The sequence below is a fragment of the Rhodococcus sp. P1Y genome, from assembly GCF_003641205.1.
Lineage (GTDB): Bacteria > Actinomycetota > Actinomycetes > Mycobacteriales > Mycobacteriaceae > Rhodococcoides.
This window is the reverse complement of sequence record NZ_CP032762.1, coordinates 4897818-4920313: the sequence shown is the minus strand read 5'-3', so window position 1 is coordinate 4920313 and position 22496 is coordinate 4897818. Positions and strand designations below refer to the sequence as shown.

At 62.7% G+C, this 22496-nt stretch carries 23 protein-coding genes; 9 read left to right on the top strand and 14 right to left on the bottom strand.

Annotation, left to right across the window (positions count from 1 at the left end; all coding sequences use genetic code 11):
- Positions 1-21 precede the first annotated feature (21 nt).
- The 7 genes from D8W71_RS22630 to D8W71_RS22600 are packed head-to-tail and all read right to left on the bottom strand — an operon-like array spanning position 22 to position 5528.
- Positions 22-330: a biphenyl 2,3-dioxygenase gene (locus D8W71_RS22630; RefSeq protein ID WP_121116778.1), complete on the bottom strand. Its 309-nt coding sequence runs from the start codon at positions 328-330 to the stop codon at positions 22-24.
- Entirely contained in the window at positions 327-665 is a 339-nt protein-coding gene (locus D8W71_RS22625) for a cupredoxin domain-containing protein (protein WP_121116776.1), read from the bottom strand. The genes D8W71_RS22630 and D8W71_RS22625 overlap by 4 nt, the downstream gene beginning before the upstream one ends.
- A gap of 10 nt (positions 666-675) precedes the next feature.
- A complete protein-coding gene (locus D8W71_RS22620) occupies positions 676-2241 on the bottom strand; it encodes a multicopper oxidase family protein (protein ID WP_121116774.1) in 1566 nt (521 codons plus the stop codon).
- A 20-nt stretch (positions 2242-2261) separates the two neighbouring features.
- The gene (locus tag D8W71_RS22615) at positions 2262-3575 is read right to left on the bottom strand and encodes a hypothetical protein (RefSeq protein WP_121116772.1); all 1314 of its coding nucleotides are present in this window, start codon (positions 3573-3575) and stop codon (positions 2262-2264) included.
- Complete coding sequence (locus D8W71_RS22610; protein ID WP_121116770.1) at positions 3572-4255, bottom strand: methylamine dehydrogenase light chain; 684 nt, start codon at positions 4253-4255, stop codon at positions 3572-3574. Before D8W71_RS22610 ends, D8W71_RS22615 begins: the two co-directional genes overlap by 4 nt.
- Before the next feature lie 31 nt (positions 4256-4286).
- Positions 4287-4898 (bottom strand): redoxin domain-containing protein, encoded by a 612-nt coding sequence (locus tag D8W71_RS22605; protein ID WP_121116768.1) that lies wholly within the window; start codon positions 4896-4898, stop codon positions 4287-4289.
- A 27-nt stretch (positions 4899-4925) separates the two neighbouring features.
- Complete coding sequence (locus D8W71_RS22600) at positions 4926-5528, bottom strand: MauE/DoxX family redox-associated membrane protein (RefSeq protein WP_236077572.1); 603 nt, start codon at positions 5526-5528, stop codon at positions 4926-4928.
- 303 nt (positions 5529-5831) lie between these two features.
- Between D8W71_RS22600 and D8W71_RS28445 the strand changes: the two genes are divergently transcribed.
- The 4 genes from D8W71_RS28445 to D8W71_RS22585 all read left to right on the top strand — a co-directional run bounded on the left by D8W71_RS28445 (position 5832) and on the right by D8W71_RS22585 (position 8582).
- Complete coding sequence (locus D8W71_RS28445; protein WP_442971990.1) at positions 5832-5969, top strand: hypothetical protein; 138 nt, start codon at positions 5832-5834, stop codon at positions 5967-5969.
- A 3-nt stretch (positions 5970-5972) separates the two neighbouring features.
- On the top strand, positions 5973-7331 hold the full coding sequence (locus D8W71_RS22595; RefSeq protein WP_442971989.1) for an APC family permease: 1359 nt from the start codon (positions 5973-5975) through the stop codon (positions 7329-7331).
- Positions 7332-7432: 101 nt separating this feature from the next.
- Positions 7433-8131, top strand: coding sequence for an IclR family transcriptional regulator (locus tag D8W71_RS22590; protein WP_268959875.1), 699 nt, complete (start codon positions 7433-7435; stop codon positions 8129-8131).
- A gap of 19 nt (positions 8132-8150) precedes the next feature.
- Complete coding sequence (locus tag D8W71_RS22585; RefSeq protein WP_121116762.1) at positions 8151-8582, top strand: EVE domain-containing protein; 432 nt, start codon at positions 8151-8153, stop codon at positions 8580-8582.
- A gap of 59 nt (positions 8583-8641) precedes the next feature.
- Here the strand turns inward: D8W71_RS22585 and D8W71_RS22580 are convergent, their stop codons facing one another.
- Together D8W71_RS22580 and D8W71_RS22575 are read right to left on the bottom strand one after the other, a co-directional pair.
- On the bottom strand, positions 8642-8929 hold the full coding sequence (locus tag D8W71_RS22580) for a hypothetical protein (RefSeq protein ID WP_121116760.1): 288 nt from the start codon (positions 8927-8929) through the stop codon (positions 8642-8644).
- A gap of 13 nt (positions 8930-8942) precedes the next feature.
- Positions 8943-10649, bottom strand: a complete 1707-nt coding sequence (locus tag D8W71_RS22575; protein ID WP_442971988.1) for a sodium:solute symporter family protein — start codon at positions 10647-10649, stop codon at positions 8943-8945.
- Positions 10650-10817: 168 nt separating this feature from the next.
- On the opposite strand from D8W71_RS22575, the gene D8W71_RS22570 reads away from it, so the two are divergent.
- From D8W71_RS22570 to D8W71_RS22555, 4 genes are read left to right on the top strand one after another with little or no spacing between them, the layout of a single operon-like run.
- Positions 10818-11600, top strand: a complete 783-nt coding sequence (locus tag D8W71_RS22570) for a DeoR/GlpR family DNA-binding transcription regulator (RefSeq protein ID WP_121116758.1) — start codon at positions 10818-10820, stop codon at positions 11598-11600.
- Entirely contained in the window at positions 11597-12679 is a 1083-nt protein-coding gene (gene galT, locus D8W71_RS22565) for a galactose-1-phosphate uridylyltransferase (RefSeq protein ID WP_121116756.1), read from the top strand. The genes D8W71_RS22570 and galT overlap by 4 nt, the downstream gene beginning before the upstream one ends.
- Positions 12676-13770: a galactokinase gene (locus tag D8W71_RS22560; protein WP_121116754.1), complete on the top strand. Its 1095-nt coding sequence runs from the start codon at positions 12676-12678 to the stop codon at positions 13768-13770. Before galT ends, D8W71_RS22560 begins: the two co-directional genes overlap by 4 nt.
- A 49-nt stretch (positions 13771-13819) precedes the next feature.
- Positions 13820-16096: a helicase-associated domain-containing protein gene (locus D8W71_RS22555; protein ID WP_121116752.1), complete on the top strand. Its 2277-nt coding sequence runs from the start codon at positions 13820-13822 to the stop codon at positions 16094-16096.
- A gap of 70 nt (positions 16097-16166) precedes the next feature.
- Here the strand turns inward: D8W71_RS22555 and D8W71_RS22550 are convergent, their stop codons facing one another.
- Genes D8W71_RS22550 through D8W71_RS22540 form a run of 3 tightly spaced genes read right to left on the bottom strand, consistent with a single transcriptional unit; the run spans position 16167 to position 19069 of the window.
- On the bottom strand, positions 16167-16970 hold the full coding sequence (locus D8W71_RS22550; protein WP_236077570.1) for an ABC transporter substrate-binding protein: 804 nt from the start codon (positions 16968-16970) through the stop codon (positions 16167-16169).
- A gap of 46 nt (positions 16971-17016) precedes the next feature.
- The gene (locus tag D8W71_RS22545) at positions 17017-17649 is read right to left on the bottom strand and encodes a hypothetical protein (protein ID WP_121116748.1); all 633 of its coding nucleotides are present in this window, start codon (positions 17647-17649) and stop codon (positions 17017-17019) included.
- Between the two features lie 43 nt (positions 17650-17692).
- Positions 17693-19069, bottom strand: coding sequence for an NAD-dependent succinate-semialdehyde dehydrogenase (locus D8W71_RS22540; protein WP_121116746.1), 1377 nt, complete (start codon positions 19067-19069; stop codon positions 17693-17695).
- 193 nt (positions 19070-19262) lie between these two features.
- On the opposite strand from D8W71_RS22540, the gene D8W71_RS22535 reads away from it, so the two are divergent.
- Complete coding sequence (locus D8W71_RS22535) at positions 19263-20555, top strand: DUF4185 domain-containing protein (RefSeq protein WP_442971987.1); 1293 nt, start codon at positions 19263-19265, stop codon at positions 20553-20555.
- Between the two features lie 18 nt (positions 20556-20573).
- Here D8W71_RS22535 and D8W71_RS22530 read toward each other — a convergent pair whose 3' ends face one another.
- The gene (locus tag D8W71_RS22530; RefSeq protein ID WP_121116744.1) at positions 20574-21332 is read right to left on the bottom strand and encodes a GolD/DthD family dehydrogenase; all 759 of its coding nucleotides are present in this window, start codon (positions 21330-21332) and stop codon (positions 20574-20576) included.
- A gap of 94 nt (positions 21333-21426) precedes the next feature.
- The gene (locus D8W71_RS22525; protein ID WP_121119773.1) at positions 21427-22467 is read right to left on the bottom strand and encodes a substrate-binding domain-containing protein; all 1041 of its coding nucleotides are present in this window, start codon (positions 22465-22467) and stop codon (positions 21427-21429) included.
- Positions 22468-22496 lie beyond the last annotated feature (29 nt).

Here is a 22496-nt window from a genome sequence, read left to right as displayed (position 1 = left end):
CCTCCTCGGTAGTGGTTCACGTCAGCCGACGTGGACCGTTCCGGACATGTACGGGTGAATCGAGCAGTGGTACTCCACGTCACCCGGCGTGTCGAATGTGAAACGAAAGGTGCTGTCTTCGTTGACACCACTGTCGAACACACCGTCCGCGTGCACCTCATGGAGAAGACCGCCATCGGCGAATTGCCACTCGACGGTGCCCCCGACGGGAATGGACACCTCCTGAGGGTCGAAGCGAACGTTGCTGATGAGTACGGTCGCATCGACCTCGGGTTCGGACGCGCATCCAGCGACGAACAGTAGAACAATCAACGCGACAACAGTTCTCACTCCTCGACGACGACCGTGCCCAGCATCATCGGGTGCGGAGTGCAGTGGTAGTCGAATGTGCCTGCCTCCTCGAAGGTGTAGGAGTAGCTGCCCTCGGTCAGCAACTCGCTCTTGAACGTTTCAGCACTGGATTCGACGACATCGTGAGGCAATCCGTTGTCGTCGAAGACCCACTCGACGGTTTCGCCCTTCTTTATGGTCACCGACGCAGGGCTGTAGCTCATGTTCTCGACACGGACGGTCGCGGCTGGGGTGTCACTCCCGGAATCGCCACTGCAGGCGGTGAAGCCGAGCAGTGACGCCAGTGCGATCGCAAGGACCAGGAACTTCTTCATCGTTTCCCTCTCATCGGATGTACATCAAATTCGCCGTCATTCCGGCTTCGAAGTGATAGGCGTTGTGGCAGTGAAACATCCATTCGCCAGGGTTGTCGGCGTCGAATTCGATGGCGAGCGAACTCCCGGGCAGGACGTTCACGGTGTCCCGGCGCAGCCCTCCGTAGTCCGGCACGGCAAACGTGTGCCCGTGAGTGTGCATCGGGTGCCACATCGTGGACGTGTTGTTCATCGTGATGCGGATGCGTTCACCTTGTTTCATGACGAGTTTGCCTGCGTCGGCCCCGGCCATCGCCCATACGTAGCGATCACCTGCCTGGAGTAGGTCCACCTGGTAGTCGCGGTCCGGTGCCTTGGTGTCGAGCCTCGAGCGGTCGGCGGGCCTCAGCGCACTTTCCAGAACGAGTTCCCGGCTCAATTCGGGGATGGAACCGCCGACGTCGGGATTCGGCATCGGAGCTGAATCGGTACTTCTGAGTACCGTCGACGCGTAGCCCTCACGGCCCTCGACTGCTGCGACCACCGGCCATGCCCCGGATGCGACCGTGACCAGTACGTCGTAGCGTTGAGCCATTCCGATCAGGATGGCGTCCGCCTCGGTGGGGACGACGTCGTAACCGTCGACCGCCACGACCGTCATACGGTGACCCGCGACCGCGAATCGGTAGGGCGTTTCTGCTCCGGCATTGATGATGCGCAAACGCAGGCGGGACCCCGGTGCCGCTTCCACCACTGCGGGATCGTTGGGTGGGCGGCCGTTGATCAGGTGCATCGGATAGGCGATGTGCTGAGTCATACCGCCGAGCACGGCGGAGTCGCCATGCCCGGCAGATGTCAATGCTGTTGCGACGGCGGCCTCGTCGGCACCGACAGGTATCAGAGCTGCCCCGCCGCCGTGACCTGCATGGCCACCGCCGTGTAGGTCGGGGTTGAGCGCAGCCATCACGGCGTCGGGGGTCGTGCCGAGACCGTCGACCCAATCGTCCAGCAGGAGGACGGCATCGGCGTCCGCACCGGTCGCGTCGTTTGGATCCTCGACGATCAAGGCGCCGAACAGTCCGCGGTCGGCCTGCAATCCGGAATGCGAGTGGTACCAGTAAGTTCCAGGGTCCGACGCGACGAAGGTGTAGTCGAAGGTGCCGGAAGGGGCTATCGGATCCTGCGTCACCGGTGGTACACCGTCCATGTCGTTACGGATCCGAATGCCATGCCAGTGAATGCTGGTGTCGCTCGGCAACGCGTTGGTCACCGACGCTCGCAGCGTGTCTCCCGCAGCGAGCCTCAGTTCCGGTGCCACGGCTCCGGTTCCGTAGGTCCAGGTGTTCACCAGCCGGCCGCCCAGGTCGACGGCAGCGAAACCCGCCGCCAGCGCATAGCCGGCCGTTCGGCCGGTCGAACTGCGCGCAGCCTCGGCTGCGGCGACCTCGGGGTCGGTGGCCTTGATGTAGTCGAACTTGTCCGCGTTACCGGATTTAGCGCTGGTGCCGGTGCTGCATCCGGTAACGCCGAGTGCGCCGATTCCTGCCAGGCCGACGCCTGCTGTCGCGAGAGACAGGAAACGGCGTCGGCCGAGCATCAACCGGGGATCCGGTCGAATCACTCCATCACCTCGGGTGTGATCAGACCCGTGACCGGTGTGACCGCGCCGTCGATGTCCACCGAGCTGACCTCAGCGCCGGTCGCGGCATCGAATCCGACCAACTTCTGGGGTGCTTCGCCGTCTACGTCGGCGCCGTCGCCGAGGACGTAGAAGGTCTTGCCGTCGACGCTGTAGGCCATCGACGAGAAGCTCTCGATTCCGATGTCCGCGAGAGTCAATGTGCGAATCGGTGCGAGATTCGCAGCGTCGAACACCACGATCTTCGCGACGGAACCACCACGGGCAGAGTCCGGGTGGACGATGGTGTCGGTGTAGGTGACAGCGAGTCGAGTGGCGTCGGCGTTGATCACGTTCTCCGAGAAACGGCCCGACGGGTCGCCTGCATTGCCGATCGGCTCGACAGTCTCGGTGGGGAGCCCGTCCGATACATCGAACACGAACACGTCGCCGGTCTCGCTTACCAACAGGGCCTTCTTCGCTTCCTCGGCGAACGTGGTCTTGCGGGCGCTGACAAAGTCGTCCGGCAGAACCTTTTCGCGTCCGATCTCAGTGGGCACGCCGTCGTCACCGATGTTGACGTGTAGCAGTTCTCGGGTGTCCTCGCACACGCTGTAGAGGTCGTGTCCGACCATCCAGGTGAACGGACCACAGCCGACGATGCGGATAGCGCCGGATTCCTTGCCTGCCTCCAGGTCGACGACGCGAATTCCGTACAGTCCGTCGTCCCAGCTGACGAAATACTTCCCGTCGGAGGTCACGGCGTTCGAACCTTCGCGGGAATGTACTCGTGCGACGTCGGGTAGTACCGCTTCTTTGGGTTCGAGCAGGTTGCCCGAGTACGTACTGACAGTGAAGTCGGCGGCTCCCCGGGAGCCGCGTGGTCGCCACACCTCGGCCGCGATGATTGCTGGATCGCCGGCGGCGTCGCCGACGAACCCGTGCACGACTGGGTCCCAGATTCCAGGTCCGACGGTGACTCGTGTCGTGACTTCTCCTGTTGCGGGGTCGATTGCGTTGACCGTCATTTCGAGCTTGCCGAAGCCGCCTTCGATGCCGAGGATCTGGTCGGCTCCGATAGGAGTTATCTCGCCGACGTGAAGCGGCTCGGGAATCTCGCCGGTGATCTCCTGATCTTCCTCGCCCAGCCCGATTCCGTCACCGGGAGCGGTGAATTCGACGCTTGGGTAGGTGACTTCGGTGGACGATGCCGACTCCTCTGCGTCATCAGGAGATGAGCTGCACGAGGTTACGGCCAAGAGGGCGGCCAGTGGGGCGACTGCAATTGCTGCTCTGCGGCGGTGCCGTGTCACGAACCTGCACCCACCTTCGGACGTGCTGCGGGACGGGCTTGGCAGTCGGCGCCGACGATCGGAGCCATCGTGCACGTGTACGCCTGGGATTCGTCCGATACACACCAGATGATCTCCTGGTCGTAGCTGCCGCTGACCGGGTTGTACATCGATGCCTGCATATCGGGTTCGCCGCAGAACGCGTTGGAGCAGCTGGGTGCGCCGCAGCAGTCGTAGTACGCGATGAGATAGGTCTTGCCGTCGGCAGGGTTGGTGCAGCAACCGACCCAGAATTCGGCACCGGGCTTCGATCCCGGCGCGCACGTGGTGAGTCCGCCACCTTGGCAAGCGGCACAGGATGTTCCGTCCATCGAACACCAGCGCCAGTAGTCGCATTCTGCAGGGTTGCTGCCGTCGTATTCGGGAACCTGAGGCTCCGGAGTTGGAGCGGAAGGGGTCTCCTGTGCGTATGCGCGTGAGACGGGGAGCGAGCTGACAATCGCTACTCCCGATGCCCCGAGCGTCCAGCGGCCGATCCGAGAGATCATCGATCGCCGCGAGACTCGCTCGGAGAGTTTACGTCCCGATCTACTGGCGAAGCTTCCTCCTCGCCCTGCCATCCATTCCGCCTGTTCGGCCACGACGTTCTCGTCGACGGGATAACGCTGTTCCGTGGGGCTCGTATGCTCGTGATGGTCCATGTGCTCTCCGTTCTTGCTGTGTTGGCGAAAACTATGCGACGACGCGATTCGCGGCGGCCTGAGTGTGAAGGTGCTGAAGGGAAGGTGTGCCGGATTCCATTGCGTTGAGCAAGCTTTCGACCTGCGCCATGTGATTGCACAGTCCCTTGGCTTTGATCTTGCCGTGCTCGTCGAGCATCACGCCGAACGGTGTGGTGCCGACCTGGTAAGCGATCCCGACGTCACGGCCGTCGACGTAGCTCATCTCGCTCCCGATGCCGGCGCCCGCGAGGAATTCGGCGTGCTCTTCCGGGGTGCCGTCGGAGATCATCACGATGTCGATATCGCTCTCGCCCTTGGCCATTGCTTTCATTCCGGGTAGGAGCGACTTGCACGTGGAGCACCCGGGCGCGGTGAACAGCAACAACTGCGGACGATCGCGGTGGCCTGCGACACTGACGGTGCGTCCGACATGATCGGTGAGGCCGTGGAACGTAGGTCCAACCTGTTCGATCTTCGGTCCGGTGTCCATCATGCGCGCACCGAGAGGCCCGAGTCGGACTTGGACGCGGCCGATTTCACGAGCCAGACCCAGAACCATGAGAAGCAGTCCGACGACGGCGGCGGTGAGCAGAACGACCATGGTCGAGAGGAAGACAGTCATGACGAGCAGTCCTTTCGGAACGAAGTGTCAGTAGCGGCTGATGGACGAGACGGCGCGCATCTCGATGGCGGCGTTGGTCAGGTAGTCGTCGATCGGTTGTCGGCCCATAGACATGAATGATCGAACGTAGAGCCCAACACACACGACGGCGACGGCGAACAGACCGATACCTGCGCCTGCGACTCGGTCCAGAACGGCGACGGCGGGCGTGAACGCCGTCGCGGCACTTGCCAGCGCGAAAGCTGCAGCCCGGGCCGAGTGCAGCCACCCGATGTGTTCGATCTCGTCGGCGCCACCTCCGAAGGCGAAGCATCCGCAATCGAGGTCGCGTCTGCCCCGGATCAGATTGACGCTCAGCCCGACCAAGAAGACCGCAAACAGCGCTGCCGCGAGGTATCCGGAGACTCGCGGGGCTACGCCGAGAACGAGCGCCAGCCCCAGGACGATCTCGACCCACGGCAAAAGAGTGCCGGCGATCGAGGCCATGCCATCAGGCAGCACTCTATAGCCGCGGACCACGCGAATCATCCGCTCGCGGTCACGTACCTTCGGCAGTCCGGCCACCAACAGCACCGCACCGACCGCACTCGAAAGAGCTGCCCAGAGCATCCTCGCCCTCGCTTTCGTCACCGACCGACCCGAGGTGTTCGAGTGGTCTCGGCAAATCATGGGAGCGAGATGCGTCGTCGGTGCTTCTCCCGAGTTACGTGATAAGTCGATCGGTGTGGAAACGACTGGCGGGATGTCGGTGCTGGTCAGGGGGTCGCTGACGTCTTCGTGGTGGCGTGTGTCACGAAAACAGCAGCCGTGATAGTCAATTTTTCGAAGAGATTCTCACTTGAAGTAGACACAGCCGTCATCGACGAAACACGGGTGCAACCAGGCAGTCGTACATTTCTGGTGCACGAACCCACCTCGTCACCAGGAAGCGACATGAACACCAACGCGCTCAGCGCAGCTCTACAGCAGGCCGCGCTCACCGAGCGGCCCGCCGACCCAGTGCGCTCACCCTTGAGCGCGCTGGGTCGTAGGCAACTGGCGCCGTTCGATCTCATCGGTCAGTCCATGTAGACGATGGCACCCGCCACATGCATGGTGTTCATCGCACTGTGGATGTCGTCGCCGAGCGGAGGGACGGGCGGGATGCTCGCGATCATCGGGGCAACGGTCGTCATGGCGCTCGTCGCTCTGTGTATCCGGCAGTTCACCTGCAGGCTGGCTGCGTCGGGGTCTTTGTACAGCTTCGTTGCGCACGGGTTGGGGAAGCGCGCGACCCTGACCGCCGGTGCGGCCCTGTTGGTGGGATACGTCGGGGTGTCGATCTCGGTGCTGTCGAACTCGGGTGCCAACCTCGTCAAGCTGAGCGACGAGGTCGGACTTCAGCTTGGTTCCGGCGCGTCGATATTTGCGTGTGTAGTCGTCGCTGCGGCGGTCGGTCTCGTCGCGATTCGAGGTGTTCGCTTCGCGGCTCGGACGATTCTGGTCATCGAGGTGTGCACGATCGTGTTGATCTCGGTTCTCATGCTGCAGACGCCGGTCGAGACGGCGGTCGATGCATCCCCGGCTTCGGCCCCGATCGGTTTCGTCCTCTTTCTGGCGATGCAAACGGTATTGAGCCTGGCAGGTTTCGAGAGCGCAGCTTTTTTCGGGCCCGAGGCACGGAAGCCCTTGCGCACGGTGACGTCGACGATTCTGCTGACACCACTGCTCGTCGGTGCGCTCTACGTTTTCGCGGGATGGGCGGGAATGAGTGGGCACGCAGGCGTTCTCATCGACGCCTATTTCGGCGGCACCGCATCCGGCGCGAGCATGACGCTGGTGCTTGCCGTGAACATCGGAGTGTGTTCGTCATGGATCGCGTCGACGCTCGGGTTTGCGCAGGCGGGCTCGCGATTGTTGTTCTCGATGAGCCTCGAACGGGTCATTCCGGGAATCTTCGAACGCGTGCATCCGCGGTTCCGCACGCCCTACGCCGGCATCGGTCTGTTCGTGATCGCGTCGCTGATCGGATCGTTCTGGCACGACCCGGACCATGCGCCAGGCAACTACGACGTGGTGGTCGAGATTGCTCTGGTCCTCGGATACACGATGGTGGCGGTTGCTGCGCTGCGCTTCCTCGATCGAATCGGTGAACATACGATCGTCACCCGTGCGTGCGGAATCCTCGCTGCAGCAGCGGGAGGAGGTCTGTTGGCGTTCGCCGTCGTCGACACCGGCCGTGGCGGGGCGTGGATGTACCTCGTGTGGTGTGTCGGGCTCGGGGCGTCGGGAGCACTATGGTTCGCAGTCCTGCAGCGATACCGGCCCCGGAGTATCGATGCCATCGGGATTTTCGACAGTGTCGAGACAGAAGATCTGCTGCCCGGCTCGTCCTCGCTGACCGTCGACGGCGACGGTAGGCCGGTTCTCGTCCCGAGCCCTCGCAGGCGGTAGCGGTGGTGACCGGAAGACCCGATGCGCGGAGGGGCGGAACAGGGCGGGCTGAGTCACGGGGCGGAACGGGTACGGGGTTCGGGGGACAGCAGCCGAAGGCTGTGCAGAAGGCATTGGGGATGTTGGAGGCAGTTGCATATCTCGGCGCTGGTGCGACGGCGAAACAGATTGCGGCGCACACTCAGGTTCCTCCCGCGACGGCCTATCGGATGCTCAACTATCTGGTAGCCGATGGCTTCCTCGCCCGGACTCCAGACCTGTCCGGGTTCGCGCTGGGGCGACGAACATCCGAACTGGCCTATGCTGCTTCGGGCTCCGAGGCTGTCAAAACAGTCGCGCAGGTTCTCGACGCCATGCGTGCCGAGACCAGGCACGGGCTCTACGTGACGTCCTTTCGTGGTGGCGCACTGCGTACCGTCGATACCGATCCCGATCATGAAGTCGTGTCCGCGTCGACCATCTTGCGCAATCCCCATGCGCATGCGATCGGCAAGTTGATGTTGGCGTACCGACCGCGCGGCCTGGATGATCTGGACCTCAAGTCGGTCACGGCGCACACCCTTGTCGACGGGTTGGCTTTGCATGCCGAACTTGCGCGCATACTCGCAACCGAGATCTCGTTCGAGAACGAGGAGTCGCGAATCGGCCGAGCAGCGCTTGCTGTTCCGATCCGCGAGGCGAGCTCGAACATCGTTGGCGGCCTCTGTGTGCAGGGGATCGCGGGCCGTGTGTCGCCGGACAACGACCGATTGGTTCAATTCCTCAGGACCGGCGCCGACGAGTTACATGGCCTCATCTGAGTCTTCGTACTATTGGCGGATGACCTCGCACGCCGTGACTCCCCAGACACTCGGCGCCTGGGTGATCAAGTGCAACCCGTCGAAGACCGACCTGGAGCCGATGGTGGCTGCCGGACGAGCACACGAGCACTGGTGCGTTGCAGCCAACTACCGCAGCCGTCTGATGGCTGCGGGGCAGCCTGTTCTGTTCTGGGTGACCGGCGCGCGACATCGCGGTATATGGGGTGTAGGCCGGCTGACAGGGCGCCCGATTTCTGGTTCGGCGACGAAGGTCGGAACAGACATTCCGCTGCTTCGTGAACCGCTAGGTGCGGACATGCTGGCTTCGATCCCCGAACTCGGAGGGCTTGAAGTGTTCCGATCACCCCAGCAGTCCAACCCGTCTTGGGTCGATGTTCGCGAGTGGGCAGTGCTCCGGACGCTCCTCCCTGATGTAAGCGGAAATCCATAGTCCTTCCGATCATGCACAGGGCCCAAGCCTGGCTGCTATGGATTTCCGCTCACATTGGACTATTCCGTCGCTTCTCCGACGACCGCAGGCCGTGCGATGGCCCATCCGCCGAAGATCAGTGCGATGGCGAGCATGACGAGACCTACCCACAGGTTCGCCTCGGTCCCGACGCTCATGTCGACGACGTTGTTCGACGGTGACGAGTGGGTCTTGTTGCCGAACACCGACGGGAACAGGCCCGCCAGCGTCAGCAGGATTCCGTAGATGCCAAGCAATGCACCGATGACGGAACGGATATCGAAGAGCCGGGCGACGAGGCCAGGAGTCTGCTTCTGGGGAGTAGTCATGTTCTGATCCCTATCAGTGGAAGACGATGTTGAGAACGACGACGAGGCCCAATGCGAAGCTCGCCAACGGAACCGGGCGCTTGTACCAAGGGTTGGTGGCGTCCTCCGGGTCGGCGAACATCTCCCGCGGTGTCTCGGAGTACACGAATCCGACGAGTTCCTTCGCCGGTTTCGGCTGCGTGACCATACTGACCCCGATACTCACGATGATGTCGACGATGAAGGCGGCGGACGCTGCGACGAACGGCATGCCTTGACCGGGCAAATTGATCACCCCGACCTCCGACAGCACGAACACGAACACGGCGGATGCAGTTCCGGAGACAAGGCCGATCCAGCCAGCGGAGGCCGTCATTCGCTTCCAGAACATACCCAGGATGAACGTGGCGAACAGCGGCGCGTTGAAGAAGCCGAACAGTGTCTGCAGGTAATCCATCAGGTTGGAGTATCCCGACGCGATCAGCGCGGTGAAGATCGCGAGAATCGTTGCAACGACGGTGGCTACGCGTCCAACCGTGATGTAGTAGCCGTCCTCGCGGTCCTTGACGATGTACTGCTGCCACAGGTCGTAACTGAAGACCGTGTTGAACGCCGAGATGTTCGCCGCCATTCCAGCCATGAACGCAGCCATCAAACCTGCGACGGCGACGCCGAGCAATCCGTTGGGCAGGATGTCGCGCATCATCAACAGCATGGCGTCGTTGTAGGTGATGTCGCCGGTGCCGTTCTCCTTGAGGTTGATCATGTCGCCGATCGCGGAGGCGGCGATCATGCCGGGAACGACCACTACGAAGGGCACCAACATCTTCGGGATCGCACCGATGATCGGGGCGCGCCTGGCAGCGGACATGGAACTCGACGCCATCGCACGCTGAACCTCGACGAAGTTCGTCGTCCAGTAGCCGAACGATAGAACGAATCCGAGGCCGAACACGATGCCCACCACCGACAGGATGGGGGAGTCGAAGCCGCTGAGCGCCTGTCCTGGCCAGGACGAGAGCTGCTCGGTTGCGGAGGCGGTCACGGTGCCGTCGGTAACCGTCGGGACCACCTTCTCCTTCAATCCCGACCATCCGCCGACCTTCACCAGTCCGATGATCGTCAGCGGTACCAGTGCAGCGAGGATGACGAAGAACTGGAGTACCTCGTTGTAGATGGCGGCGGACAGTCCACCGAGGACGGTGTAGGTCAACACGATTGCGGCCGCCACTATGAGGGAGACCCAGAGTGACCAGCCGAGTAGAACTTTCACGACGGTCGCGAGAAGGAACAGGTTGACGCCCGCGATCAGGATCTGTGCGACGGCAAAGCTGATCGCGTTGACGAGGTGGGCCTTGGTGTCGAACCGCTTGCGCATGAACTCGGGAACGCTTCGGACCTTCGAGCCGTAATAGAACGGCATCATGACGATACCCAGGAACAGCATCGCCGGAATGGCGCCGATCCAGTAGTAATGCATGGTCGCGAGACCCAGTTGGGCGCCGTTGGCGGACATGCCCATGATCTCGACGGCACCGAGGTTCGCCGAGACGAACGCGATGCCGGTGACCCACGCGGGTAGGCGTCGACCCGACAGGAAGAAGTCGAGGCTCGTCGACAGCTGCCTTCGGGCGACGTATCCGATCCCGAGGACGAACACGAAATACACGGCAATGAGTACGTAGTCCAGCGCGTTCGTATTGAACGAAAGCACGCCTTCCGCCGCAAGAGTCGACGTCACGCGTCAACCTCCCTGGTTGAGTGAGCTGGCTCACTGGTGTGAGCGATGTGAACACAAAGTAACAGGTTCAAACAATTGCGTACATCCATTCCCCTGATTGCGTCCGTTTCTGTTTGGTAATGTTCGTTTCATCAAGGCCGTCGTGCCCCGATCCAGAGGTAGGTGCCGATGCTGGCAGCCGAACGGCATGCAAAGATCACCGCCGCGCTCCGCAGTGAGGGTGCGGTCAAAGTCGTCGAATTGGCCGAACTGCTCGACGTCTCCGAGATGACGATCAGGCGGGACCTCGACGTTCTCGACGACCGCGAACTCTTGCGCAAAGTCCACGGTGGAGCGATCGCGCGTGGAAACCGAGGCGTTGAGCCGCCGTCGACTGCGAAGGCAGCCCGTCAGCACGCCGAGAAGGTCGCAATCGGCAACGCCGCGTTGGGTGCGGTCGAGGACGGTATGACCATCGCGGTGAGTGCTGGCACCACCACTTTGGAGTTGGCGCGTCTGCTGCGGGGGAGGGCATCGATCACCGTTGTCACCAACTCGATTTCGATCTTCCAGGAACTCACCGGCCACCCCGACGAGCCGAACCCGATCGTGTATCTCACCGGCGGTTCGCGGACCCCGTCGGACGCTCTCGTCGGGCCGATCGCGAACGCCGCTCTCGACGCCTTCAAGGTGGACGCGGTTTTTCTCGGTGTGCACGGCTTCGACATCGAATCGGGTCTGACGTCGCCGAACATGGCCGAAGCAGAGACGAACCGGCGGCTCATCGCGACGAGTCGCCGGCTGTTCGTGTTGGCGGACAACACCAAATATCGCGAAGTGGGCACCAATGTGTTCGGGCGGATGGCGGACGTCGACACTCTCGTCGTCGACGACGGACTCGGCGCCGAAGACCGTGCAGCGCTCACGCCGCACGTGGCGAATATCCTTGTGGCAGAGACGGAGAGGCAATGAACAACGACCCTGTGCGGAGCGCACTCGCCGATGGGCGGGAGATCTTGTTCTACTCGTTGCCGGGCCACGTTGCTCGACCGGTTCCCGACGTGCGGCCCCTCGCCGCACGACCGGCGGCAACCCAGTCCGAGGTCAGGCGGGACCGTCAGACCGGGGATTGGATCGCCATCGCCGCGCTTCGGCAGGACCGCACCTACAAGCCTCCGGCCGATCAGTGCCCACTGTGCCCGTCGCCGGACGGAGATCGCAGCGAGGTGCCCGCCGCAGATTACGACGTCGTGGCGTTCGAGAATCGCTTTCCAAGTCTTTCGCACGCGGGAGACGGTGCACCGGTGTTGGACGCAGAAGCGCTGGAAGGGCCCGGAATCGGGCGGTGCGAGGTCGTCTGCTTTTCCAGCAACCACACAGCCTCGTTCGCCGAATTGGGTCACGAGCACGCCCGGTTGGTCGTCGACGTCTGGCGAGATCGAACGGCGGCGCTGCTGGGACTCGATGGCGTCGAACAGGTCTTTTGCTTCGAGAACCGTGGTGAGGAGATCGGTGTGACGCTGTCGCATCCCCACGGTCAGATATACGGCTATCCGTATCTGACGCCACGGACGGCGTCGATGCTGAGGCAGGCGCGTGAGTTCGAGGAGCTCGAAGGGAGGAACCTGTTCGCGGACATACTCGCCGGTGAGATCGCCGACGGGAGGCGGATCATCTCGCGGGGTGAGCATTTCACCGCATTCGTTCCCTTTGCTGCACGATGGCCGGTCGAGGTGCACATCTACCCGAATCGACACGTGCGCAACCTGACCGACCTCACCGAGAACGAGCTGAGCGGGTTCACCGAGGTCTACCTCGACCTACTCGGCAGGTTCGATCGAATGTATCCTGCTCCGCTGCCGTATATTTCGGCGCTCCATCAGTACCGGTCGGAGGGGGTGCAGGCCGATGGCTACTTCCACGTCGAACTGATGTCGGTGCGGCGATCGGAAACCAAACTGAAGTTCCTGGCCGGCTCGGAGTCCGCCATGGATGCGTTCGTCACCGACGTGACACCCGAGCAGATGGCCGATCGGTTGAAGGCACTATGAACACCTACGAAGCACAGGCGCCCGGCCGAATCAATCTCATCGGCGAGCACACCGATTACAACCTCGGCTTCGCGATGCCCATCGCGTTGGAGCAGCGTACGACGGTGCGATTCGAGCCGGACGACACCGACCGAATCACCCTGCACAGCGAGGAGGAAGGCGATGGTGCGTCGTTCGCGTTGTCCGCAGCACCCGGTGACGTCGACGGCTGGTCTTCCTACGCTGCCGGCGTGGTGTGGGCATTGACCCAGGCAGGTCACCGCGTGGTCGGTGGCTCGATGAAGGTGCACAGCGACGTGCCGATCGGCGCAGGACTGTCCTCTTCGGCGGCACTCGAGTGTGCGGTACTACTGGCTATGAACGCGGCCACCGGCACAGAGCTCGATCGTCTCGACGTTGCGCGTCTCGCTCAACGCGGCGAGAACGACTTCGTCGGCGCGCCGACCGGACTGATGGACCAACTGGCGTCGTTGAACGGTGCTCTCGACCGAGCAATGCTGATCGACTTTCTCGACTCATCCGTAGAACCCGTGGTGTTCGACCTCGATACGCACGGCCTCGCGCTCGTGGTAGTCAATTCCAATGCTGCTCATCAGCATTCGACGGGTGAGTACCGCTCGCGGCGGGAGTCGTGTACGCGCGCTGCCGGCGAACTGGGCGTCGGGTCACTGCGCCAGGTCCAGGGTGTGGACGTGCTCGACCGAATCGGCGACGAGACCGACAGGCGGAGGGTTCGTCACGTACTCACCGAGAACGACCGTGTCCTCGACTGCGCGAAGGCACTGAACTCCAGCGATTTCGGGCGAGTTGGACAGTTGATGACGGCGTCGCACGCATCGATGCGCGACGACTTCGAGATCACCACCGAACACATCGACCTCATCGCCGATTCTCTCGTCCGGCAGGGCGCCCTCGGAGCACGCATGACCGGTGGCGGATTCGGCGGGTGTGTCATCGCATTGGTTCCGTCTGTCGATTCCGAGAAGATCACCGAGGCGGTCGCGTCGGACATCGCGAAGGGTGGTTTCCCGGCGCCGACCATTTTCACAGCGAGGGCAGGCGGAGGGGCATCCCTCCAGCGGAACGAGTGAGCGGTCTTCGGGGAATCATTCGAAGCACTGAGAAGCTACGCTCGTCCCCATGATGTCCGGGTCGATGCGCGCGCTTCGCGACCGTCTTGCGGCCCTGACCACCGTCGAGCTCGCGAGGCTGCTCGAGCGTCGCGATGTGATGCACATTCCGTGGCCTGCGGACCTGGATCAGCTCGCTGGGCGCCTGACGGACCCGACGTCGTTGAGCGAGGCCTTTCTGCGGCTGACGTTGCCTGCTCACGAGGTGCTGGAAGCGATCGCGATGTGCCGTGCGCTCGGTGAAAGTCCGACGCTCGACGCAGTGAGCCGGCAACTCGGTGCCTCGTCCGCCGCGGTGGCGCCCGTCGTCGACGATCTGGCCGCGTTACAGCTCGTCTGGTCGGACGAGACCGGCGCTCTATCGGTGATCACGCGCTTTCCGAGTCTGACGCGGAGTTACGGCCGACCGATCGAGGACTATCTCGACGGAGCGCCCCTCGAGATGTTGCGGCCGATGAGTACGAAGTTGCAGATTCGTGGCGATGGGACGAAAAGCGAAGTAGTGGAGCGGCTTCGGAGCTTCTTCGGTGATCGATCCGCAGTCGAGGCGATTCTCGAAGGCGCTCCCGAGGCCGAACGGGAACTGCTGGAGCAGGCGGCACGAACCGACTCGATGTTGTACCCGCACCCTGTGTACCTACATTCCGACTCGCTCGGTGCGTGGTCGGTGCAGCGTGGGTTCGCGTGGAGGGTCGCCAACGGACCGGTCTCGATGCCGTTGCAAGTCACGCTCGTCCTGCTCGGTGACGATGTGCATCTCGACTTCCACCCCGCTCGGCGGCAGATCGAGACGCGGCCGATCGAAGCCGAACACGTGGAAGCCGAGGCCGGCCGGCGACTTCTCCGAATGGTGGAATTGGTGTCGAACGTGCTCGATGCGGCGCGCACGACTCCGATTGCGTTGATCAAGTCGGGCTCGATTGGCGTCCGCACCATTCGCACACTCGCCAAGGGGTTGTACGCGACCGAGGACGAAGTGCAGCTCGCGCTCGAACTCGCGCTGACCGAAAACCTGCTGGACGTGATCGAGCCTCCACCCAGTCGCGGCCGGAAGAAAACGCCGGTGGAACCGAGCACGTTGGTCCCCAGTGCTTTGGCCGAGCTGTGGCAGGCGTCGGAGGACAGTCGCCGCGCAGGGGCGCTGCTGCAGGCCTGGTGGACCGCAGATTATGTGCCGCTCGCTGTTCACTCGGCGATCGAGGACAATTCCCGGGACATCGGGTCGGACTTTCTTCGCTCGTCGTTGATCGACATTCACGTCGACATCGACGAATCCATATCGGAGTTCGACGACGTGATGGCAATTCTGGACTGGTATCGCCCGAGTATCCGGATCGAGTTTCGGCGGGATGTTCTGCAGTTGGTGCTGCGCGAAGCCGAGCTACTCGGAGTGCTCGCCCTCGGTGCAGCGTCGTCGATCGCGCGCGGCCTGCGATCGGGTGATCCGCTGGCGGCGGCCAGTGGTGTTGTAACACAGGCTCATACGCACGCGACGATCGGCGCGGATCTCACCGCGGTGGTGTTCGGCGCTCCAGGTCCGGAACTGGCGCAGTTCTTCGACAGCGTCGCAGTCCGAGAGTCGACCGGCTCGGCGACGACATGGCGGTTCTCGCAATCCAGCGTGCGGCGTGCCTTCGACGACGGAATGACCCACGACGAGGTGATCGAAGGCTTGACCCGCTACGCATCGGGTGTGGTGCCTCAGACGGTGGACTACCTCGTGAAAGACGTCGCACGTACGCACGGTTCGATGCGTGTCGTGCCACTCGGATGTGTGGTCGTGTCCAGCGAGGAAGCCTTGATCGCCGAGCTGGGTTCGCATCGGCGACTGACGAAACTCGGCCCGATGGTGTTGTCTCGGAGCGTCGTCGGTTTCGCGGCCGAGCCCGCTGTGGTCCTCTCCGAGTTGCGGGCGGCTGGTTATGCTCCGGTGCAGGATGATCCGGGTGGTGCGGTGTCCATTGCCCGCTCACCGACGAGCGCGCAGGTGCGTGAGTATCCGGTAACCGGTGATCCGAACTTCGCCCTGCACGCTGAGTTTCTGACGACCCGACGTGATGTTCCAGCTCACGGTGACCGGGACGTGTGGGGCGCAGTCGGAGGAGTGGCCGATCGACTGATTCGGCGGCGCTTCGCCGCTGGGTTCATGACGCTGATCGAGTACGACGATCGGACCGTCGTGGTCCACAGTGCGCGTGAACTAGGTGAGAAGATCGAGGTCTGGAACGACACCGAGGAGCGCTACCAGACTCTCGAGCCGGCGTCGATACGTTTGCTGGAACCGTAGTTTCAACACTCCAGTGGCACGGTTAAGTGCCCTGAGGGGTACTCAACCGTGCCACTGGGGGCGCAGCCACCTACCTGAGTGCGTCGGCGACGGCCTCCACCTGATCGGCGACGCGAGGGCCCCATCGGCTGGACAGATCTTCGTCCATTACGACGACCTTTCCATCACGGACGGCTGACATCGTGCGCCAGCCGGGCCGAGCGGACACCGATTCCGCTGTCACTCCGCAGCATTGGGAGTCTGCGAGAAAGACGAAGTCGGGATCGGCCGAGATGATTCCCTCGTCGGACATCTGCGGGTAGTCACTGCCCGACCCGTCGGCGATGCTTTTCAGTCCGAACAGACCGTAGATCTGTCCGACGAAGCTCTCGCTGGTGACCGTGTACAGCGTCGTATCGAGTTCGTGGAAATATGTGGAATCAGTTGCGGAGACTGTGGATACAGCGTTGTCGATTCTCGTCCGCATGTCGGCGACGACGCTGTCGCCTTCGGCGTCGTGACCGGTAGCGTCGGCGACGGTCTCGATCTGGGAGTAGGCGTCGTCGATGCTCGTTGCTGCTGGGAGCAACAGAACCGGCACGTCGGCAGCCTGTAGACCTGCAACCAGTCCGTCGATGTCGTCGGATGCGATGACCAGATCGGGGTCGTATCCGATAATCGCTTCGAGACTCGGGGTGTATGCGGACAAGTCGGTCTTCGGTGCATTCACCGGGTAGTCCGACTGACTGTCGACGGCGACTACCTGGTCACCCGCGCCGACGGCGAACAGAGTCTCGGTCGCCGTAGGACTCAGTGACACGATGGATTCCGGTCGATCCGAGACGGAGGCGGTCGGCGTGGACGAACTGCATCCGGACACGACGAGTGCACTCATCAGTACAGAGACCAGGCACGTCGTCCCACGCACCGATGTCACCCTTCTACTCGGCATCGCGAAGCTGCCGATACGCCTCGGCAAGCAGGTCGTAGGCGAGGTCATCGCTGTGATCGGTGGTCTCGGGTGGTCCTTCCGACATGGCCTTCGAGTTGAGGGCGTAGGCGAGATCGTCGAACACGTCGTCTTCGATTTCGAAATCGATGGCGACCTCGTCGGTCAGCAGAGCGCCGATGTCGATTCGCCACGTCCAGACATCGTGCGACGGGTGCGTCCCGCGGGCGGCGGTGACCAGCTCGGTTGCCACGTCGAGCTGGGTATCGGAGTAACCGTCGTGAATCGCGGTGTTGACGGTCATCTCCAGCTCGATCGAGTCGTCCTCGTCGTTGGTGAACTCGGTGACGTACAAGGTTTCGACAGCACCGCAGGCGAGTGCCAGAAGACGCCGTTGGTTGGCTGCGGATTCGGCCACCGGGAGCGCGGTGACCGTCCAACCGTGGCGGTGGGTGTTCGCGGGATCCGAGATCGTGGTGTTGATGTAGTCAGCGACGATGCTGCGAATGTCGGGGTACGCGAGGTGGTCGGACAACTCCCAGAACCGTGTGCGGTGGTCGGGAGAGTCTCCGGTCAAGAGGGTTGTGCGTGCGGCGCGGTCGGACGGGAATTCGAAGCTCGTCATGACTGTCGATCTAACTACGTCGCCGCACGCAAACCCAATGCCACTACTTCTTCGACACTCGGACGAGCTTCTTGTTGACGAATTCGTCCATGCCCCAGGGACCGAGTTCGCGGCCGACGCCCGAGCGTTTGACGCCGCCGAAGGGCAGGCCCGGAAGTGTGGTGCCGTGCTCGTTGACGAAGGCCATGCCGACGTCGAGTCGCTCGGCGACTGCGCGTGCACCTTCGAGGTCGGTGCTCCACACCGACCCGCTGAGCCCGAAGGCGGATTCGTTGGCCAGCGCGATCGCCTCGTCCGCGTCCTTGACCTTGTACACGACCCCGGCAGGTCCGAATAGTTCTTCGCTGTAGGCACGCATGTCAGGAGTCACGTCGGTGAGAAGTGTCGGTTCCACGTACGAGCCGGGTCCGTCGATCTTCTTCCCGCCGGTACGGAGCGTGGCGCCCTTGGCGACGGCGTCGTCGATTTGTTCGACGAGGTTGTCGGCCGCGGTCTGCGAAGACAGCGGGCCGAGGCGAGTGTGCTCGTCGAGTGGGTCGCCCGTCTTGGTTTGCGCGAACGACTCGGTGAGCTTGGTGACGAATTCGTCGTAGTAACGCTCGGTCACGACGATCCTCTTGGCGGCGTTGCAGGCTTGGCCGGCGTTGGAGAGCCTTGCGCGCGTTGCGGATTCGACCGTCGAATCGATGTCGTCGGTGTCGAGCACGATGAACACGTCGGATCCGCCGAGTTCGAGGACGACCTTCTTGAGGTTTCGACCTGCGGTTTCCGCGACCGAGGTGCCCGCGCGCTCGCTGCCGGTCAACGAAACACCCTGCACGCGTGGATCAGCGATCATCTCAGCAATTTGATCGTTGGTCGCGAAGATGTTGATGTAGGCGTCCTCGGGCAGTCCGGCCTGATGGAAAATCTCCTCCATCAGCAGTGCACTCTGGGGACAGTTGGGCGCATGCTTGAGCAGAATGGTGTTGCCCAGCATCAGGTTCGGTGCGGCGAACCGTGCGACTTGGTAGTAGGGGTAGTTCCAGGGCATGACTCCGATGAGCGCCCCGATCGGCTTGCGCTGGACTACGGATTCCTCGGCGCCGGGTACATCGAGTCGCTCTTCTTCGAGAAGAGCAGGCCCGTTGTCGGCGTAGTACTGGTAGATCGCCGACGAAAGCTCTACTTCACCTTTGGCCTCGGCGACCGGCTTTCCCATCTCGAGAGCGATGCTTCGCGCCAGTTCGTCGGCACGCTCGGTGTAGATCTCGGCTACCTTGTGCAAGGTTTCGGCCCGGTGCTTCGGCGATGTACTGCGCCACGTTCGGTACCCGGCATCAGCCGAAGCGAGCGCGCGCTCGACGCCCTGTGCGTCGAGCGACTCGAACTCCTTGACGGTCGTGCCGTTGGCTGGATTGACAGTCTTGTAAGTCGTCATAGTTCTACAACGGGCTGAGGGGGCCTGATTGTTCCGATTCGGGTGAATCGGACACGCTCCGGCTGGTCATCCTCCTTCGGGCGCAACGAAATGTCATCGATGTCATTCCCATGATTCGCGATTTGTCAAGCTCCGACACCCGGTATTTGTTGCGCGTCGTCGAGTTTTACGCAACACTCACCACATCAGTCTCATGAGTAACACGAGTCACACGGACCGGTGGGGAGCGTTGATGCGCGCACGTACTCGACAAATAGCGATGGGTGCTGTTCTGACCCTGGTGGCATCCGGGCTGGGAGTCCTGTCGGCGCCGACAGTCAGTGCGGAGCCGTGCGGCGGCATCGGGGGACCCGGCTCGTCACCGCTGTTCGGGTCTTCGGGCAGCGCGGGTGGGGGGCCGGGGAAGGATCCGCGTGGGCCCCAGGGCCCGCTTCCCGACATACGAGGCAACGCGACGTCGGTGAAATGGGTGACCGGTCCTCTGAGCCCCAACAGCACGTACGACCGCTTCGGTATATCCGGCACCGATCTCGGGATCACGTGGGACAACGGTGCAGGTCAGACGCTGATGGCATTCGGCGACACGTTCGGCAACTGCTCGGTGGCGGGATCACAGTGGCGTAGCAACGTGTTGATGCGGTCCGATGACAAGGATCTGTCCGACGGCATCTCCGTCGCCAACGGGGTTCCTGGGGACCCGAACTCCGGAGCTGTTGTCCAACCAGCTGGTTTCGCGAGCGAGATCGTTCCAAGTCTGGGAGTGGCAGGTATCGAGGACACCGTCATTCCGACGGCCGCGATCGCCATCGGTAAGACGCAATACATGAACTACATGTCGGTTCGCGAGTGGGGCGCACCCGGCCGCTGGGTGACCAACTTTTCCGCGATCGCGACATCGACCGACAACGGTCAAAACTGGCAGACCGCCCGGGAAACCATTCGAATCAACACGAATGTCAGCGTTCCCAACCTCCCCCCTCAAGTCGAGGGCAACAGCGGCAAGTTCCAGATGAACGCCTACGTGGAGGGCCAGGACGGGTACATCTACCAGTTCGGCACCCCGAACGGTCGTTTCGGTGCGGCGTTCGTCTCTCGTTTCAAGCCGGAGGACATCCTGAACCTCGATCGGTACGAGTACGCCCCGCAGAAACCCGGTGACCCGTGGTCGGCGGACATCATCGACCCGAAGCCGGTTGTCACCGAACCCGTCAGCGAACTGTCGGTTGCGTGGAACGACACGTTGAAGCGGTATGTCATGTTGTACGGCAACGAAATCGACCGCACTATCCTGGCTCGTACCGCCGAGAAGCCCGAAGGACCGTGGAGTCCGCCGAAAACACTACTGAACGCCCGTGAGACTGCCGGTGGAATCTACGCTCCGTACATTCACCCGCTCTCGAGCGGTGACGACATCTACTTCACCGCGTCGAGGTGGTCGGACTACAATGTGTTGCTCCTGCGGACGAACGTCGGTGTCCTGAGGTAGGCAACAGCCGGCACTGGTCTACAGAATCGTGTAGCCGCCGTCGACGAGGATGTCCGCGCCGTTGATCATCGACGCGCCCGAAGACGCAAGGAACACAGCAACGCTGGTGACATCGTCGGTTTCTGCGAACCGGCCGACGGGGATTCGGGCCCGGAGCGCGTCTCCCTTGGGGTTCGACCACGCTTCGCGTCCGAGTGGTGTCATCACGACGGTGGGGGAGATGGTGTTGACGGTGACGCCTCGGCCCGCCCACTCGGCCGCCAACACCTTGGTAAGACCGATTACGCCGAACTTCGAGGCGCAGTAGGCCGCATGTTCCTCGATGGCGACGGTCGCCGCCTGCGACGCAATGTTGATGATGCGGCCCGAACCGCGCCCCAGCATCACCTTGCCGAATTCCTGGCACATCAGGAAGGTTCCGGTGAGATTGACGCTCATGGTCAAGTTCCAGTAATCGTCGGTCAGGTCTTCGGCCGGTGCCAGCCGTGCAACGCCCGCGGAGTTGACCAGTATGTCCACGTGGCCGAGGTCGGCGACAAGCGAACTCGCGGCGTGGGCCACCGAATCGCGATCTGCGACATCACAGGTCAGGCTTCGAGCACCGATCTCGGAGGCACGCGCCGCAGCGGCGTCGCCGTCGCGATCGACAAGTACCACCTCGGCACCCTGAGCGATGTACGCGGCACCGATAGCCGCTCCGATTCCGGATGCCCCACCGGATACCACAGCGACCCTTCCGTCGAGAGACAGATCAACAGGCGGGGGCACAGCGGTCATGGTCTCGAAACCTTTCGGGGAAGAATGGGTTTCGAGGCGGGACGGGCCGTGGTGGCGCCGTCCCGCCTCGAAGTGTGTGCGTCGGAAGGTACTACTACTGTCCGGGGATGCCTTCGTTGGCGATGTTGCCGGTCTTCAGGTTCTCCGCGGTCAGCTCGACGAGTCCGTCGAGGAATGCCTGACGATCGGTGACGACATGCTCGATCGCGACGTCGACGTTCTCCTGCGTGATGGCAGGCATGACGTAGACCGGGTCGGTGTCGACGTCTTCACCCTTGGCGATCGCGTTCGCGACGGCGAGGCCTGCGGACAGTTCGACTGTTCCGTTCTGCAGTGACGTGCCGATGAATTCGCCACTCTTGACGGCATTCAGTCCGTCCTCGATACCGTCGATGCCGACGATCGGGACGTCCGTGCGTCCGGCTTCCTTCAAGGCCTGCAGTGCGCCGAGCCCCATGTCGTCGTTCTGCGAGACGACCCCGTCGACCTGATCGCCGAAGCTCGAGAGCCAGTTCTTGGTCTTGTTGACGGCCTCGTCACGCTTCCAGTTGGCAGTGTCCTTGGCCAGAACCTTGATGTCCGGGTACTTGGCCAGTACCTGGTCGATTCCCGCGCCGCGGTTGATCTCACCCGAGCCACCGAGGGGGCCCTGAAGGATGACGATGTTGCCCTTGCCGCCGAGGCGGTCGGCCATCATCTGCATCTCCTGTGCGCCTGCCGCGACGTCGTCGGGCTGCACGTTGCCCGAGATCTGATCGGTCTCGAGCGCGGCGTTGACAGCGATGACCGGAATGCCCTTGTCCTTGGCGGACTGGACCTGAGGCGCAAGCGAGTCGGCCTGTGCCGGAACGACGATGATTGCGTCGACGCCCTGGTTGATGAGCGAGTCGACCTGGCCGGCCTGCACGGACACGTCGTTGCCTGCCGAGTTCCACAGCAACTCGATGTCGTTCGCCGCGGCATAGGTCTCCATGCCTTCCTTGCCTGCGGTGATGAACGAGCTCATGTCGTACACAGTGACGCCGATGCGGGTCTTGCCGTCCTGTGCACTGGTATCGCCTGCGCCGCATGCGGTGACGCCGACAGCGAGCAAGCCGGTGGCGGCCACGGTCAGCACTTTGGAAGTGAACTTCATTGTTTTCTCCAGATCGGTGTTCTTGGGGG

Coding starts and splice junctions, on each gene's coding strand:
- D8W71_RS22555 (WP_121116752.1), top strand. CDS start 13,820: ATGATGTCCGGGTCGATGCGCGCGCTTCGCGACCGTCTTGCGGCCCTG.
- D8W71_RS22610 (WP_121116770.1), bottom strand. CDS start 4,255: ATGGACCATCACGAGCATACGAGCCCCACGGAACAGCGTTATCCCGTC.
- D8W71_RS22530 (WP_121116744.1), bottom strand. CDS start 21,332: ATGACCGCTGTGCCCCCGCCTGTTGATCTGTCTCTCGACGGAAGGGTC.
- D8W71_RS22540 (WP_121116746.1), bottom strand. CDS start 19,069: ATGACGACTTACAAGACTGTCAATCCAGCCAACGGCACGACCGTCAAG.
- D8W71_RS22560 (WP_121116754.1), top strand. CDS start 12,676: ATGAACACCTACGAAGCACAGGCGCCCGGCCGAATCAATCTCATCGGC.
- D8W71_RS28445 (WP_442971990.1), top strand. CDS start 5,832: ATGAACACCAACGCGCTCAGCGCAGCTCTACAGCAGGCCGCGCTCACC.
- D8W71_RS22545 (WP_121116748.1), bottom strand. CDS start 17,649: ATGACGAGCTTCGAATTCCCGTCCGACCGCGCCGCACGCACAACCCTC.
- D8W71_RS22535 (WP_442971987.1), top strand. CDS start 19,263: ATGAGTAACACGAGTCACACGGACCGGTGGGGAGCGTTGATGCGCGCA.
- D8W71_RS22620 (WP_121116774.1), bottom strand. CDS start 2,241: ATGCTCGGCCGACGCCGTTTCCTGTCTCTCGCGACAGCAGGCGTCGGC.
- D8W71_RS22625 (WP_121116776.1), bottom strand. CDS start 665: ATGAAGAAGTTCCTGGTCCTTGCGATCGCACTGGCGTCACTGCTCGGC.
- D8W71_RS22550 (WP_236077570.1), bottom strand. CDS start 16,970: ATGAGTGCACTCGTCGTGTCCGGATGCAGTTCGTCCACGCCGACCGCC.
- D8W71_RS22585 (WP_121116762.1), top strand. CDS start 8,151: ATGACCTCGCACGCCGTGACTCCCCAGACACTCGGCGCCTGGGTGATC.
- D8W71_RS22595 (WP_442971989.1), top strand. CDS start 5,973: ATGGCACCCGCCACATGCATGGTGTTCATCGCACTGTGGATGTCGTCG.
- D8W71_RS22605 (WP_121116768.1), bottom strand. CDS start 4,898: ATGACTGTCTTCCTCTCGACCATGGTCGTTCTGCTCACCGCCGCCGTC.
- galT (WP_121116756.1), top strand. CDS start 11,597: ATGAACAACGACCCTGTGCGGAGCGCACTCGCCGATGGGCGGGAGATC.
- D8W71_RS22580 (WP_121116760.1), bottom strand. CDS start 8,929: ATGACTACTCCCCAGAAGCAGACTCCTGGCCTCGTCGCCCGGCTCTTC.
- D8W71_RS22570 (WP_121116758.1), top strand. CDS start 10,818: ATGCTGGCAGCCGAACGGCATGCAAAGATCACCGCCGCGCTCCGCAGT.
- D8W71_RS22525 (WP_121119773.1), bottom strand. CDS start 22,467: ATGAAGTTCACTTCCAAAGTGCTGACCGTGGCCGCCACCGGCTTGCTC.